The following is a 12,647-nucleotide window of genomic DNA, read 5'->3' on the forward strand; positions in this document are numbered from 1 at the left end:
GGGGGTGCCGGGGGGCTTTGCCCGGGCGGGGGGGGGGGGGGGGGGGGGGGGGGCGGGGGGGGGGGGGGTGGCCGGGGCGGGGGGGTGGGGGGGGCCCTGGGGGCGGGGGGGGGGGCCGGGGTGGGGTGTCGTCCGGGGCGGGCTTCGATGTTCGGCGCTCCGGGCCGGGTCGGAGTGGTCCGGCGGTGCATGGCGCCGAAGTCATCTCGTTTTGGCCCCGGACGACACCCCACCCCGTCCCCGCCCCCGGCCGGGGGGCCGGGAAGGCCCACGAAACCGGGCGGCTGGCCCTGCCGCATCGGCCGATCGGATGACTCCCGGGTCAACCGGTGTGGTCGGTGGGACGAGCCGGTACGGGGACGGGGTGGGGTGGGGGTGGCGGTGATGGTTGGAGGGAGCCAGTCGAGACCACCAGGAGCAGTGATGAACACCCGTACCCGCGTCCTCACCGGTACCGCCCTCGCCGTCGTTCTCGGCGCCGGGACCTTCGGGGCCGTCAGCGCGAGCGCCACCCCTGCCAAGAAGGACGAGGTCAAGAGCGACAACTTCACCACCTCGACCCACCTGACCGTCGACGCCGCCGCACGCGCCGCGCAGGCCGCGCTGAAGGCCGCCGAGAAGGAGAACCAGAAGGTCACGGTCGCCGTGGTGGACCGCAACGGCAACACCATCGTCACCCTGCGCGGTGACGGTGCGGGCCCGCAGTCGTACGAGTCCGCCCAGCGCAAGGCCTTCACCGCCGTGTCCTGGAACGCCCCGACCTCGGTGCTGGCCGGCCGGCTCGCGCAGGCCCCGAACCTGAAGGACATCCCGGGCACCCTGTTCCTCGCGGGCGGTACCCCGGTGCAGGCCGGCGGTGCGCCCGTCGCCGGTATCGGTGTGGCCGGTGCGCCGAGCGGTGACCTGGACGAGAAGTTCGCCAAGGCCGGTGTCGAGGCCCTGGACAAGTAACCTCGGGCGTGTGGAACTCCGCACGCTCGGCCGCCTCGCCGCCCCCGCCCTCGCCGTCCTGATCGCCCTCACCGCGGGGTGCACGGGGGCGACGGTGCAGGGGCGGCCTGGTGCGTCGGGGCTGCGGGATCCGTATTTTCCGCGGGCGGGCAACGGCGGGTACCAGGTCGAGCACTACGCGCTGGACCTGACGTACGACCCGGCCGGCGGGGAGCTGCGGGGGACGGCGTTGATCACGGCGCGGGCCGAGCAGGGGCTCAGTTCGTTCAACCTCGACTTCAGCGGGATGAAGGTCGAGGGCGTGGACGTGCAGGGTGCGGCGGCGCGCTACAACCGCAGCGGCAACGAGCTGACGGTGCGTCCGGCGAAGGACCTGCGCAAGGGCGAGGTCTTCCGGACCAGGGTCGACTACGGCGGCCGGCCGAAGGCGCTGGTCGATCCGGACGGTTCCAAGGAGGGCTGGATCACGGCCGAGGGCGGGGCCGCGGTCGGTGTCGGCGAGCCGGTGGGGTCGATGGGCTGGTTCCCGGGCAACCACCATCCCAGTGACAAGGCCGCGTACGACGTCACGGTGACCGTTCCGGCCGGGTACGAGGCCGTGTCGAACGGGGAGTTGCTCTCCCGGCGGGACGTCGGGGGCGGGCGGACCGCGTTCGCTTGGCGGAGTGCGGAGCCGATGGCGAGCTATCTGGCGACGGTCGCCGTGGGGAAGTTCAAGGTGACGACCGGGCGGACCGCTTCGGGGGTGTCGGTCTACCAGGCCGTGTCGCCGGGGGAGGAGGAGGCGTCCCGTGCGGTGCTGGCGCGGGTGCCGGAGATGGTGGAGTGGGGGAGTGCGAGGTTCGGGCCGTATCCGTTCGGGACGGTCGGGTCGATCGTGATGCCGGCGCGGTCGCTGGGGTACGCGCTGGAGACGCAGACGAAGCCGGTGTACCCGGGTGCGCCCGACGAGGAGCTGGTGCTGCACGAGCTGGCGCACCAGTGGTTCGGGGATTCGGTGTCGCCGAAGTCCTGGAAGGACATGTGGCTGAACGAGGGGTTCGCCACGTACGCGGAGTGGTTGTGGGCGGAGTCCCACGGGGGTGTGAGCGCGCAGCGGCGGTTCGAGGCGTTCGTGGCCGGGGACACGTCGGTCGACGCTCATGCCGGTGCCGACTGGGCGGCTTTTCCGCCGGCTTCGCCGCCGGGTGCGGAGCACATTTCCGATGAACCGGTCTATTACCGGGGTGCGATGGTGCTGCACCGGATCCGGCAGGAGGTGGGGGACGAGAAGTTCTTCGACCTGCTGCGGGGGTGGGCCGCCGATCACCGCTACGGGAACGTGAGCACGGCCGACTTCACCGCGTACGCGCAGCGGCGTACGGGTGTGGATCTGAAGAAGGTGTGGGACGTCTGGCTTTACGGGGACGCCCGGCCGAAGGGCTAGAGGGGTTTGCGCATCACCAGGCAGGGGCGGCCGTGTTCGCGGTCGTGGGCGTGGCGCAGTGCGGTGTAGCCCTGGGCCTGCCAGAAGGCGAGGGCCGGGGTGTTGTCCTCCAGGACGGCGAGGCGTACGGCGGTGCGCCCCGCGGTGCGGAACCTGTCCTCGACGAGACGGGTGAGGGTGCGGCCGTGGCCCTCGCGGTGTGCGGTGGCGTCGATGAGGAGCAGTCCGATCCACGGGTCGGGGTCGGCGGGGTCGGGGTGGTGGGCGAGGGTGGCGGCGAGGCCGACGAGGCGGCCGGCGGAGCGGGCGAGGAGGACCTCGGCGCCGTCGGGGGCGAGTTCGTCGGCGAGGGCGGTGGCGACCTGTTCGACGGTGATGCGCGTCGGGTCGGGGAAGTCGCCGCTCAACTCGAAGAAGGCGCGGTTGGTCGCGTAGAGGGCGGCGATCTCGGTGAGGACGGGGCCGGGGAGGGCGCCGTCGACGGGGGTGAGGGGCTGGAGGATCACCCGTGGAACGGTAGCGAAGGCGGGCGCGGGCCCTTCCCCGGGACGGCTGGGGAAGGGGCCGCGCGGTGCCCTTGGGCCCTGGGGCCCCTGGGTCAGACGTTGACGCCGAAGTCCTGGGCGATGCCCGTGAGGCCGGAGGCGTAGCCCTGGCCGACGGCACGGAACTTCCACTCGGCGCCGTTGCGGTAGAGCTCGCCGAAGACCATGGCGGTCTCGGTCGCGGCGTCCTCGGAGAGGTCGTAGCGGGCGATCTCGGCGCCGCCGGCCTGGTTGACGACGCGGATGTACGCGTTGCGGACCTGGCCGAAGTTCTGGCTGCGGGAGTCGGCGTCGTAGATGGAGACCGGGAAGACGATCTTGTCGACGCTGGCGGGCAGGCCGGCGAGGTTGACCTTGATGGACTCGTCGTCGCCGGAGCCCTCGCCGGTGCGGTTGTCGCCGGTGTGGACGATGGTCTGGTCCGGGGTGGACTTGTTGTTGAAGAAGACGAAGTGGCCGTCGGAGACGACCTTGCCCGTCGCGTCCACGGCGATGGCGGAGGCGTCGAGGTCGAAGTCGACACCGGTCGTCGTGCGGACGTCCCAGCCGAGGCCGACCGTGACGGCGCTGAGGCCGGGGGCCTCCTTCGAGAGCGAGATGTTGCCGCCCTTGGACAGGCTTACTGCCATGTGACTGGTGTCCTTCCTCGACGTTCCGGGTGCTCGGTCCCGATGTGGGGCCAAGCTACCGCTGCCCTTCATAACGCGGGGAGGGGGCGTGGAGGTTCCAGGGGGGTTCCGCGGGGGTGCCCGGGGCGGGAAATGAGGGTGACGGGGGCGGGGCGGGGGCGGATCATAGGGGGCATGCCTGGTCCCTATGTCATCCGCGGTGCGGTCGTGCTCCCCGAGGCGGAGCTCGCCTGGCGGTTCTCGCGTTCCTCCGGGCCGGGCGGGCAGCACGTGAACACCTCGGACTCGCGGGTGGAGCTGCTGTTCGACGTGGCGGCGACGAAGGCGCTGCCGCAGGTGTGGAAGGACCGCGCGCTGGAGCGGCTCGCCGGGCGGCTGGTGGACGGGGTGCTGACGGTGCGGGCGTCCGAGCACCGGTCGCAGTACCGCAACCGGGAGATGGCGCTGGTGCGGATGGCGGCGGTGCTGGCGGAGGCGACGGCGGCCCCGCCGAAGGTCCGCCGGGCGACGCGGATCCCGCGCGGGATCAACGAGCGGCGGCTGCGGGAGAAGAAGGCGCGCGGCGAGACGAAGCGGGGGCGCAGCTCCCGCGACTGGTAGGCCCGCCCCGCGCCCGTCCCCGCGCCAGCCCCCGCCCCCGCCCCCGTCCCCGCGCCCTACGGCCGCAGGTGGCGGTAGCGGCCGCGGAAGTACGTCAGGGGCTCGGCGTCCGGCGACGGGAACGAGGCCGTCAGGACGTGGCCGATGACCAGCGTGTGGTCGCCCGCCGGGACCCGGGAGCGGGTACGGCACTCCAGGGTGGCCAGGGCCCCCGAGAGCAGCGGGGCCCCCGAGGCGGCGCCGCGTTCGTGCGGGAGGTCGGCGAACAGGAGCCGGTCGCTGATCCGGCCCTTCATCGAGAAGCGGCTCGCGACCTGGAGCTGGCTGTCCGCGAGGACGGAAACCGCCCACAGGGGCTGCTCGGCCAGCAGGTCGTCCATCCGGGAGCCCTCGCGGACGCTGACCAGGACCAGCGGCGGGTCCAGGGACACCGACATGAAGGCGGTGGCGGTCATGCCCACGTCCTCGCCGCGCGGCCCGCCGGCGGTCAGGGGCGGTTCGTGGGCGGTGATCAGGCACACGCCCGCCGCCAGCCGGGACATGGCGGCGCGGAACTCGTCGTTGCTCACCCCCTCAGGATGGGGGGAGAGGGACGCGTCCGGGGCGTAGGGCTGGGGTGCGGGGGTCGTCTTCGGCACGTACCGCACGCTAGTGCGGTCCCCCCGCGCCGCGCATCGGACGCTGGTCCGAGCCGTGTCCCCGCCGTAGGGCCTAGGCCCGGCGTATCGTTTGCGCGAGGGAAGGAGGGGGAAGGTCCTCCGTCCTCAACGCGCCTACGCCACCGCAGTATTCATCTCATGTGACTTGAGTCACAGAGGGCAAGATTTGTTGACCCTGTGTACCTGCCGCACAGCTCACTGTGATTCAGTGGACGGGACACCGCAACGAAACGCCGATGACAAACCTGGAGTTGCTGTCGAGGTCTCGGGGAGAGCGAGCAATGGAGACCGAGTCGGAGCCGTACGTCCGTCTTGCGACCCTGCGGCAGCTGCACCAGGTGGTGGCCGAGCTCAACACGGCCCGGAGCCTGGCGGACACTCTGCAGACCGTCGTGGACGGCATCGTGCGCGGACTCGGCTACGAGCTCGCCTGCGTCAACCTCGTACGCCCTGACGGGGATCTCGTCGTCGCCGCCTTCGCCGGCGACCCCGCCGCCGAAGCCCTGATCACCGGCCGCGTCGGCTCCCGCGCCGCCTGGGAGCGCCGCCTGACCATGGGCGCGGACTGGGACGGCCTGCGCTTCATCCCGCACACCGAGGGCTGGGTCCTGCTGGAGGACGACGTCCCCCAGTGGCACACGGACGGACCCGATCCGCGCTTCGAGGACGAGTGGCACCCCGAGGACCGGCTCTACGCCCCCATGTATGCGACGGGCGGGGAACTCCTGGGTGTCATTTCGGTGGACAGACCGCGCAACGGCCGCCGCCCCGGCGCCTGGGGCCGCGAGGCGCTCCAGATGTACGCCTTCCAGGCGGCCATTGCGATCAGCAACGCGCGCCTGCGCGCGAACATGCAGCGGGCCCTGGTCCGGCTGGAGCGCGAGCAGCAGGCGCTGCGGGCCAGCGAAGAGTCGTTCCGGCAGGCCTTCGAGTACGCCCCCAGCGGCATGGCCATCGCCGAGATGGGCGGCGACCAGCACGGCCGGCTGCTGCGCACCAACGACGCCCTGTGCCGGCTGCTCGGGCGGCCCGCCTCCGTCCTGCGCCGCTACTCCTTCTCCGACCTCGTCCACCCCGAGGACATCGGGACGCTGCTGCGCACCTCCGCCGAGGGCGGCCGGGCCGAGCTGCGGCTGGGGCGGCGTGACGGCACGTACGTGTGGGTGAGCCTGCGCAACTCCGTCGTGGCCGACGCCGCCGACGGGCCCCGGTTCCTGCTGACCCACGTCGAGGACATCGAGGAGCGCAAGCGGCACGAGCTCCAGCTCGCGCACCGCGCCAGCCACGACTCCCTCACCGGCCTGCCCAACAGCGCCGAGCTGCGTGCCCGCCTCGGCGCCCGGCTGTGCCGGCGGCCCCAGTCGGTGCGGGCCGGGGCGGTGGAGGCCCTCGACGCGGCCTTCGAGGGCCGGCCGGAGGGCGTCGGCGCGGGCGTCGGCCCCGGCGAGCACGGCTACGACGGCTACACCGCGCCCGCCGCCACCGCGGGACCGGGCCCGGGGCCGGGGCCCGGCGGCGAGGGCTTCGACTTCCCCGGCGGCTTCCCGGGGCAGCCCGAGGGCCCGTACGACCACCACGTGCACACGGCGGCGCCCGCCTCGGACATCGACGACGGCACCAAGGGGCTCGCGGTCCTCTTCTGCGACCTCGACGGCTTCAAGTCGATCAACGACCGGTTCGGGCACCACACGGGCGACGCCGTCCTGATCGAGGTGGCCCGCCGGCTGACCACGGGCGTCCGGGACGGGGACACGGTGGCCCGGCTCGGCGGGGACGAGTTCGTCGTCCTCGCCGACGGCCTGGGCGCGGCCGACGCCGCCGATCTCGCCGTCCGGCTGCGCAACGCGATCATCCCGCCGATCCGGGTGGACGGGCGGGCCGTGCGCGTCGGGGCGAGTTTCGGCATCGGCTGGGCCAGCTGCGGGATGTCCGCGGACGAGGTGCTGCGCTCCGCCGACCAGCGGATGTACATCGAGAAGAGGTCCCGCTCCAAGGCCCACCGCCGGGCCGGGTGATCGGATCGGCCACCCGTGTGCGCACGTGTTCGGGGTAGGCTCCCGTGGGTCGAAAGGAGTGACCTGCGATGACGACGCCCGCGAACAACGGCCCGCACGGTGGGGCGAACCAGCCCGAGGACGACGACCCGTTCGGCTACCTCTACGCGGACGGCCAGGCCGCCGGAGCCACCCCGCCCGGTCAGGGCGGCGGATACGGCTACCCCGGCCCCGCGGGCGGAGGGCAGCCCGGCGCGCAGCCCGGGGTCCCCCGGACCTCGTACAACCAGGTGCGCACGGTCGGCGAGCGGACGTACGGCGGCCAGCGCGGCGCCGTCCCCCAGCAGCAGCCCCCGCAGGCCTACCAGGCCCAGTACCAGGCCCCCGAGGCCCTCCAGGCCAACGGCTACGGGGTCCCGCAGCAGCCGTCGCCGCCGCAGACGCAGCAGATGAGCCCCGGAGGCGGCCGTGGCCGCGGCAACGGCGGCGGCTCCAGCCGCAAGGGCGTGCTGATCGCGGCGGTCGCCGTGGTGGCCGCGGTCGGCATCGGCATCGGCGCGGCCGTCGTCTTCGGCAAGGACGACGACAAGGGCAAGAAGAACCAGTCCTCCGCGTCCCAGCAGCCGGTCCCGCCGAAGGGCGGCCAGCCCTCGGGCGACACGGGCGGCTCGCCGGAGCCCTCGAAGACCCCGCTGCCCAAGGGCGAGGCCGCCGGTGCCGGCATGGCCCTGACCGGTGGCGCGACCCTGCAGAACACGGTGCAGGGCGCCAAGAGCTCGGGCGGCCAGTACGTCGGCAACTTCAACCAGGCCGGCGCGGCGCTGACCTGGACGCTGGACGTGCCGTCGGCGGCCACCTACAAGCTGAAGATCAGCTACGCGGTGCCGGGCAAGCCCGCGAGCACCACGCTGACCGTCAACGGCGAGCAGCAGAGCCGCCCGATAAACATGAACAACTTCTCCAACGCCAAGCCGGGCGAGTGGGACAAGTGGACCTACACCCACTCCAACGTGGAGCTGAAGAAGGGCACGAACACCGTCAAGATCTCCTGCGAGACGGGCAACCAGTGCGAGATCATCATCGACCAGCTCTGGCTGGAGCCGCTGTAGCTAGGCCGCCGGGACGGCCGTGACCCGCACCGACCCCCGTACCTCCGCGTAGGTGCGGGGGTCGAACTCTCCGGCCGTCGGGGCGTGGACGGTCGCCGTCGACAGGGCCACCGCGCGGGTGAGGCGGTCCGGCCAGGGGAGGTCCTCCGCCAGGGCGGACAGCAGGCCCGCCACCGCCGAGTCGCCCGCGCCCGTCGGGTTGCCGCGCAGGGTGCGGGGCGGGGTGGCCTGCCAGGTGCCGTCCGGGGTGGCGGCCAGGAGGCCCTCGGGGCCCAGGGAGGTGACCACCGCGTGGGCGCCCCGGCGGCGGGCGTCGCGGGTGGCGGGGAGCGGGTCGCGCGAGCCCGTCAGCTCGGCGAGCTCCGCCGCGTTCGGCTTGATGATCTCCGGCCGGGCGGCGACGCCCCGGCGCAGGGCCTCGCCGCTGGTGTCGAGGAGCACGGGGGCGCCGGCCGCGCGGGCGGCCCGGACCAGGGTCGCGTACGCCCCGACCGGCACGCCCGGCGGCAGGCTCCCGCACAGGGCCACCGCGCGGGCACCGGCGGCGAGTTCGGTGTAGCGGGTGAGGAAGGCCGACCATTCGGCGGCCGAGATCTGCGGGCCGGGTTCGTTGAACTGGGTGGTGTCGCCGGTGCTCTCGTCGACGACCGCCAGGGTGCGGCGGGTGGTGCCGGCGCAGGGGACCAGGGCGTCCACCACGCCGGGGGACCCGGCGAGGAGGTCCCGTACGACCGCGCCGGCCGGGCCGCCCGCGAAGCCCGTCGCCGTCACCTCGTGGCCGAGCGCGGCGAGCACCCGGGCCACGTTCAGCCCCTTGCCGCCGGCGCGTTCGGTGACGGCGGTCACCCGGTGGGAGGTGTGCGGCAGCAGTCGCGGCACCCGGTGGGTGACGTCGAGCGCGGTGTTGAGCGTCACGGTGAGGATCATGGCCAGCCCCGGTCTTGGTGTGTGCCGGGATCATGCCAAATGGAGGGCGGCCAGCCCAGTCCTCCGGGCCGGACGCCTCGTGCCGTCGTGGCCGAAAGGCCGGTTCAGCCCAGCGGGCTGACGATCCATTCGCCCCGTCGCATGACGCCCTTGACGTCGAACTCCGCATCCAGGACCACCAGGTCGGCGTACTTGCCGGGCTCCAGCGAGCCCACCTCGTCGTACAGGCCCAGCAGCTTCGCCGGGTTGGCGGAGATCGCCTGCACCACGGACTCGACGGGCAGCCGGTCGACGGTCACCGACCGCTTGAAGGCGGTGTCGAGGGTGAGGGTGGAGCCGGCGATGGAGCCGCCCTCCACGAGCCGGGCGACGCCGCCCTTGACCTCCACCTCCAGCGGGCCCAGGTGATAGGTGCCGTCCCCGAACCCGGCCGCGTCCATCGCGTCGGTGATCAGCGCGACGCGGTCGGCGCCCGCGTGGTGGAAGGCCAGCTCCAGCATCGCCGGGTGCAGGTGGGTGCCGTCGTTGATCAGCTCGACGGTGACCCGCTCGTCCTCCAGCAGCGCCGCGATCGGGCCCGGGGCGCGGTGCTCCAGGCCGGGCATCGCGTTGTACAGGTGGGTGGCGACGGTCGCACCCGCCTCGATGGCCTGGACCGTCTGGTCGTAGGTGGAGTCGGTGTGGCCGACGGCCGCGATGACGCCGTGTTCGGCGAGCAGGCGCACGGAGTCCAGGCCGCCCGGCAGCTCGGTGGCGAGGGTGACCATGCGGGCGGCGCCGTGCGCGGCGTCGACCAGCTTGCGGACCTCGGCCGGGTCGGGGTCGCGCAGCAGGTCCTCCTTGTGCGCGCCCTTGCGGCAGGGGTTGATGAACGGGCCCTCGAAGTGGACGCCGGCGATCTCGCCCTGCTGGGTGAGTTCGGCGAGCAGCGCCGCCCGGCGGGCCAGTTCGTCGAGGTCGCCGGTGACGGTGGAGGCGACGAGGGTGGTGGTGCCGTGCTCGCGGTGGGTGCGGACGCCGGTGAGGACCTCCTCGGCGGTGCCGGAGGTGAAGGAGGCGCCGCCGCCGCCGTGGTTGTGCATGTCCACGAAGCCGGGGACGATCCAGTGGCCGGAGAGGTCCACGCGTGCGGTGTCCTCGTGGGCGCTGCCGGCGATCCGGGCGCCCTCGACGATGACGCGGCCGCCCGCGACGATCCCGGTGGGCAGCACCACCCTGGCGCCGGAGAGAACGGTGCTCTGTGCGCGTCCGGACATCAGGCAGGTACCTCCGTGGCGAGTAGGTCCCAGGCGAGCAGCCCTGCGCCCAGGCATCCGGCGGTGTCCCCGAGGGCGGCCGGAACGATCTCGGGCAGCCGCTGGAACGTCACGCGTTCCCCGACGGCGGTCCGCAGTGGTGTGAACAGGGTTTCCCCGGCCTCGGCGAGCCCGCCGCCGATGATCAGCGTGCTCGGGTCCAGCAGCGTGACGGCGGTGACCAGCCCGTCGGCGAGGGCGCCGATCGCGGCCTGCCAGACCTCCTCGGCCCGGGCGTCGCCGGACTCCACGGCCTTGGCGCAGTCGGCGGCGTCGGCCTCGGGGTCGCCGGAGGCGGCCGCCCAGGCGCGCGAGACGGCGGAGGCGGAGGCGAGGGTCTCCAGGCAGCCGTACTGGCCGCAGCCGCAGGCGGGGCCGCCGGGGCGGACCACGATGTGGCCGATCTCCCCGGCGTAGCCGTGGGCGCCGGCCTCGATTCGGCCGGCGATGCCGATGGCGCCGGCGATGCCCGTGCCGAGGGGGACGAACAGGAAGCGGTCGGCGCCGCGGCCGGCGCCGATGCGGCCCTCGGCGAGCCCGCCCGTGCGGACGTCGTGGCCCAGGGCCACCGGGATGCCGCCCAGGCGTGCGGCGAGCAGCTCCCGCAGGGGTACGTCGCGCCAGCCCAGGTTCGCCGCGTACACGGCGGTGCCGCGCTCGGCGTCGACGATGCCGGGGACCGCGACGCCGGCGGCCGAGGCGGCTGTGCCGAAGCGGTCCCGGCCGAGGTCGAGGAGCTCGGCCGCGAAGTCCAGGATCGTCTCGACGACGGCGTCGGCGCCCCGCTCGCGGCCGGTGGCGCGGCGCGCCTCGTGCAGCAGGGTGCCTCCCCCAGCTACCGCTGGGTGGTGCCCCCAGTCGGCGATGAGGGCGGCCTTCATCCCGGTGCCGCCCACATCGAGGGCGATGACGTGTTTCACGGGTTTCACAGAAGACAGTCTCGCGTGCTCGAAGGGGAAAGGTCTAGTCCATTGGGCGGGATTGTTGAGCGGCCATACAAATCCGGAAGGCGTCCGCGGGCCCCGCTACGAGACGGTTTGGAAACAGTCCGCGCGTGAGGCCGTTCCGGATGTGGAGGAGCCGCCAAAGTGGTGTAGACCTTACGTGGATCGTACGTACAACCTGGGGTGGATCGAGAACTGTGAAGGGCCGTTACCAGAGGCTGGCCGCGACCGGCGCCGCACTGCTGCTCACCGGAGCGGCGCTGACCGGCTGTGGAGCCGTGCCGGGCCTCTCCGGGAACAACGAGGTGACCCTCCGGGTCGTGGCGGCCGACTACGGCGACAATCCGCAGAACTCCTCCACCGGCTACTGGAAGAACCTCGCCACCGCCTTCGAGAAGGACAACCCCGGCGTCAAGGTCGAGGTCAGCGTCTACTCGTGGTCGGAGGTCGACGCCAAGGTCGCCGCGATGGTCAAGGCCGGCAAGGCCCCCGACATCGCCCAGATCGGCGCCTACGCCGACTACGCCGAGGCCGGCAAGCTCTACACCGCCGACGAGCTGCTCTCCGTCAAGACCGAGGCCGACTTCCTCGCCCCGCTCGCCGACGCCGGCAAGGTCCGCCGCGTCCAGTACGGCATGCCCTTCGTCGCCAGCACGCGGCTGCTCTTCTACAACACCAAGCTCCTCGGCGACGCCGGGATCATCCCCAAGGACGGCTCGACCCCCTGGCAGCCCAAGAGCTGGGCCGAGGTCGAGGCGGCGGCGAAGAAGCTCAAGGGCGCGGGCGTCCCCACCCCCTTCGCCCTGCCGCTGGGCCGCGAGGAGGCCCAGGCCGAGACGATGATGTGGCTGCTCTCCGGCGGAGGCGGCTACACCGACAACGAAGAGGCCTACGCGATCGACTCCCCGGAGAACGTCAAGACCTTCGAGTTCCTCCGCGACCGCATGGTCGGCCAGGGCCTCACCGGCCCCGTCGAACCGGGCAAGCTCGACCGCCAGGCCGCCTTCGACGCCTTCACGCGCGGCGAGGTCGGCATGCTCAACGGCCACCCGACGCTGCTGAAGCAGGCCGCCGGGAAGGGCGTGAAGTTCGGCATGGTCGCCATGCCGACCGCCGACGGCACCGACCACTCCACCATGGGCGTCGCGGACTGGGTCATGGCCTTCAAGAACGGGCACAGGAAGGAGGCCGGCAAGTTCCTCGACCAGCTGTACTCGGCGAAGAACGTGACCACCTTCACCAGCCAGTACGACCTCCTGCCCGTCACCACCAGCGGCTACCGCGCCATGGAGTCCGCGCCCGGCGGCCAGGCCACCCAGCTGCGCACCTTCCTCACCGCCCTCCCGAACTCCCGCCTCTACCCGGCGGGCAAGAAGTCCTGGGCCGGGGTCAGCGAGGACATCAAGCAGAACATCGGCAAGGCGGTCCAGCCGGGCGGCCAGCCGGCGAAGGTCCTGGAACAGATAGCGGACTCGGCCCGCAAGGCGGACGGCGAGAAGTAGCCCGCCGGGGCCGTCCGGCCCCGCACCGGACCGGGTGCTGTCGGCGGGGCCGGTTAGTGTGGCGGT

12 protein-coding genes are annotated in these 12,647 nt (G+C 73.1%); 6 read left to right on the top strand and 6 right to left on the bottom strand.

The features are described 5' to 3' along the window. Positions 1 to 423 precede the first annotated feature (423 nt). Both ACFY0O_RS35575 and ACFY0O_RS35580 read left to right on the top strand, forming a co-directional pair. On the top strand, positions 424 to 951 hold the full coding sequence (locus ACFY0O_RS35575) for a heme-binding protein (protein ID WP_388954710.1): 528 nt from the start codon (positions 424 to 426) through the stop codon (positions 949 to 951). 10 nt (positions 952 to 961) lie between these two features. Continuing rightward, positions 962 to 2,377, top strand: coding sequence for a M1 family metallopeptidase (locus ACFY0O_RS35580; RefSeq protein ID WP_388954713.1), 1,416 nt, complete (start codon positions 962 to 964; stop codon positions 2,375 to 2,377). Here the strand turns inward: ACFY0O_RS35580 and ACFY0O_RS35585 are convergent. Both ACFY0O_RS35585 and ACFY0O_RS35590 read right to left on the bottom strand, forming a co-directional pair. Further along, positions 2,374 to 2,883 (bottom strand): GNAT family N-acetyltransferase, encoded by a 510-nt coding sequence (locus tag ACFY0O_RS35585; protein ID WP_358895942.1) that lies wholly within the window; start codon positions 2,881 to 2,883, stop codon positions 2,374 to 2,376. The genes ACFY0O_RS35580 and ACFY0O_RS35585 overlap by 4 nt on opposite strands. Before the next feature lie 92 nt (positions 2,884 to 2,975). Continuing rightward, positions 2,976 to 3,551, bottom strand: coding sequence for a TerD family protein (locus ACFY0O_RS35590; RefSeq protein WP_045952052.1), 576 nt, complete (start codon positions 3,549 to 3,551; stop codon positions 2,976 to 2,978). A gap of 174 nt (positions 3,552 to 3,725) precedes the next feature. Here ACFY0O_RS35590 and arfB point away from each other — a divergent pair, with 174 nt between their 5' ends. Then, complete coding sequence (gene arfB / locus ACFY0O_RS35595; RefSeq protein ID WP_358895944.1) at positions 3,726 to 4,151, top strand: alternative ribosome rescue aminoacyl-tRNA hydrolase ArfB; 426 nt, start codon at positions 3,726 to 3,728, stop codon at positions 4,149 to 4,151. Positions 4,152 to 4,207: 56 nt separating this feature from the next. Here arfB and ACFY0O_RS35600 read toward each other — a convergent pair whose 3' ends face one another. Next, complete coding sequence (locus ACFY0O_RS35600; protein ID WP_388954717.1) at positions 4,208 to 4,789, bottom strand: flavin reductase family protein; 582 nt, start codon at positions 4,787 to 4,789, stop codon at positions 4,208 to 4,210. Between the two features lie 302 nt (positions 4,790 to 5,091). On the opposite strand from ACFY0O_RS35600, the gene cdgB reads away from it, so the two are divergent. After that, entirely contained in the window at positions 5,092 to 6,825 is a 1,734-nt protein-coding gene (cdgB, locus tag ACFY0O_RS35605) for a diguanylate cyclase CdgB (protein WP_388954719.1), read from the top strand. Between the two features lie 68 nt (positions 6,826 to 6,893). After that, complete coding sequence (locus ACFY0O_RS35610) at positions 6,894 to 7,913, top strand: CBM35 domain-containing protein (RefSeq protein ID WP_388954721.1); 1,020 nt, start codon at positions 6,894 to 6,896, stop codon at positions 7,911 to 7,913. On the opposite strand, the gene ACFY0O_RS35615 is transcribed toward ACFY0O_RS35610, so the two are convergent. From ACFY0O_RS35615 to ACFY0O_RS35625, 3 genes are all read right to left on the bottom strand, one after another. Then, on the bottom strand, positions 7,914 to 8,840 hold the full coding sequence (locus ACFY0O_RS35615) for a 1-phosphofructokinase family hexose kinase (RefSeq protein WP_388954723.1): 927 nt from the start codon (positions 8,838 to 8,840) through the stop codon (positions 7,914 to 7,916). It abuts the gene before it with no gap. 104 nt (positions 8,841 to 8,944) lie between these two features. Beyond that, positions 8,945 to 10,096: an N-acetylglucosamine-6-phosphate deacetylase gene (gene nagA, locus ACFY0O_RS35620; protein ID WP_388954725.1), complete on the bottom strand. Its 1,152-nt coding sequence runs from the start codon at positions 10,094 to 10,096 to the stop codon at positions 8,945 to 8,947. Then, positions 10,096 to 11,055: an ROK family protein gene (locus ACFY0O_RS35625; protein WP_388954876.1), complete on the bottom strand. Its 960-nt coding sequence runs from the start codon at positions 11,053 to 11,055 to the stop codon at positions 10,096 to 10,098. The genes nagA and ACFY0O_RS35625 overlap by 1 nt, the downstream gene beginning before the upstream one ends. A gap of 284 nt (positions 11,056 to 11,339) precedes the next feature. On the opposite strand from ACFY0O_RS35625, the gene ACFY0O_RS35630 reads away from it, so the two are divergent. Beyond that, the gene (locus ACFY0O_RS35630; protein WP_388954879.1) at positions 11,340 to 12,581 is read left to right on the top strand and encodes an extracellular solute-binding protein; all 1,242 of its coding nucleotides are present in this window, start codon (positions 11,340 to 11,342) and stop codon (positions 12,579 to 12,581) included. Positions 12,582 to 12,647: the final 66 nt, after the last annotated feature.

Source organism: Streptomyces sp. NPDC001594, from assembly GCF_042893675.1.
Classification (GTDB): domain Bacteria; phylum Actinomycetota; class Actinomycetes; order Streptomycetales; family Streptomycetaceae; genus Streptomyces.

Excerpts from the sequence above, each read along its gene's own strand:
- ACFY0O_RS35590 (WP_045952052.1), bottom strand. The coding sequence starts at position 3,551 with ATGGCAGTAAGCCTGTCCAAGGGCGGCAACATCTCGCTCTCGAAGGAG.
- ACFY0O_RS35575 (WP_388954710.1), top strand. The coding sequence starts at position 424 with ATGAACACCCGTACCCGCGTCCTCACCGGTACCGCCCTCGCCGTCGTT.
- arfB (WP_358895944.1), top strand. The coding sequence starts at position 3,726 with ATGCCTGGTCCCTATGTCATCCGCGGTGCGGTCGTGCTCCCCGAGGCG.
- ACFY0O_RS35610 (WP_388954721.1), top strand. The coding sequence starts at position 6,894 with ATGACGACGCCCGCGAACAACGGCCCGCACGGTGGGGCGAACCAGCCC.
- nagA (WP_388954725.1), bottom strand. The coding sequence starts at position 10,096 with ATGTCCGGACGCGCACAGAGCACCGTTCTCTCCGGCGCCAGGGTGGTG.
- cdgB (WP_388954719.1), top strand. The coding sequence starts at position 5,092 with ATGGAGACCGAGTCGGAGCCGTACGTCCGTCTTGCGACCCTGCGGCAG.
- ACFY0O_RS35615 (WP_388954723.1), bottom strand. The coding sequence starts at position 8,840 with ATGATCCTCACCGTGACGCTCAACACCGCGCTCGACGTCACCCACCGG.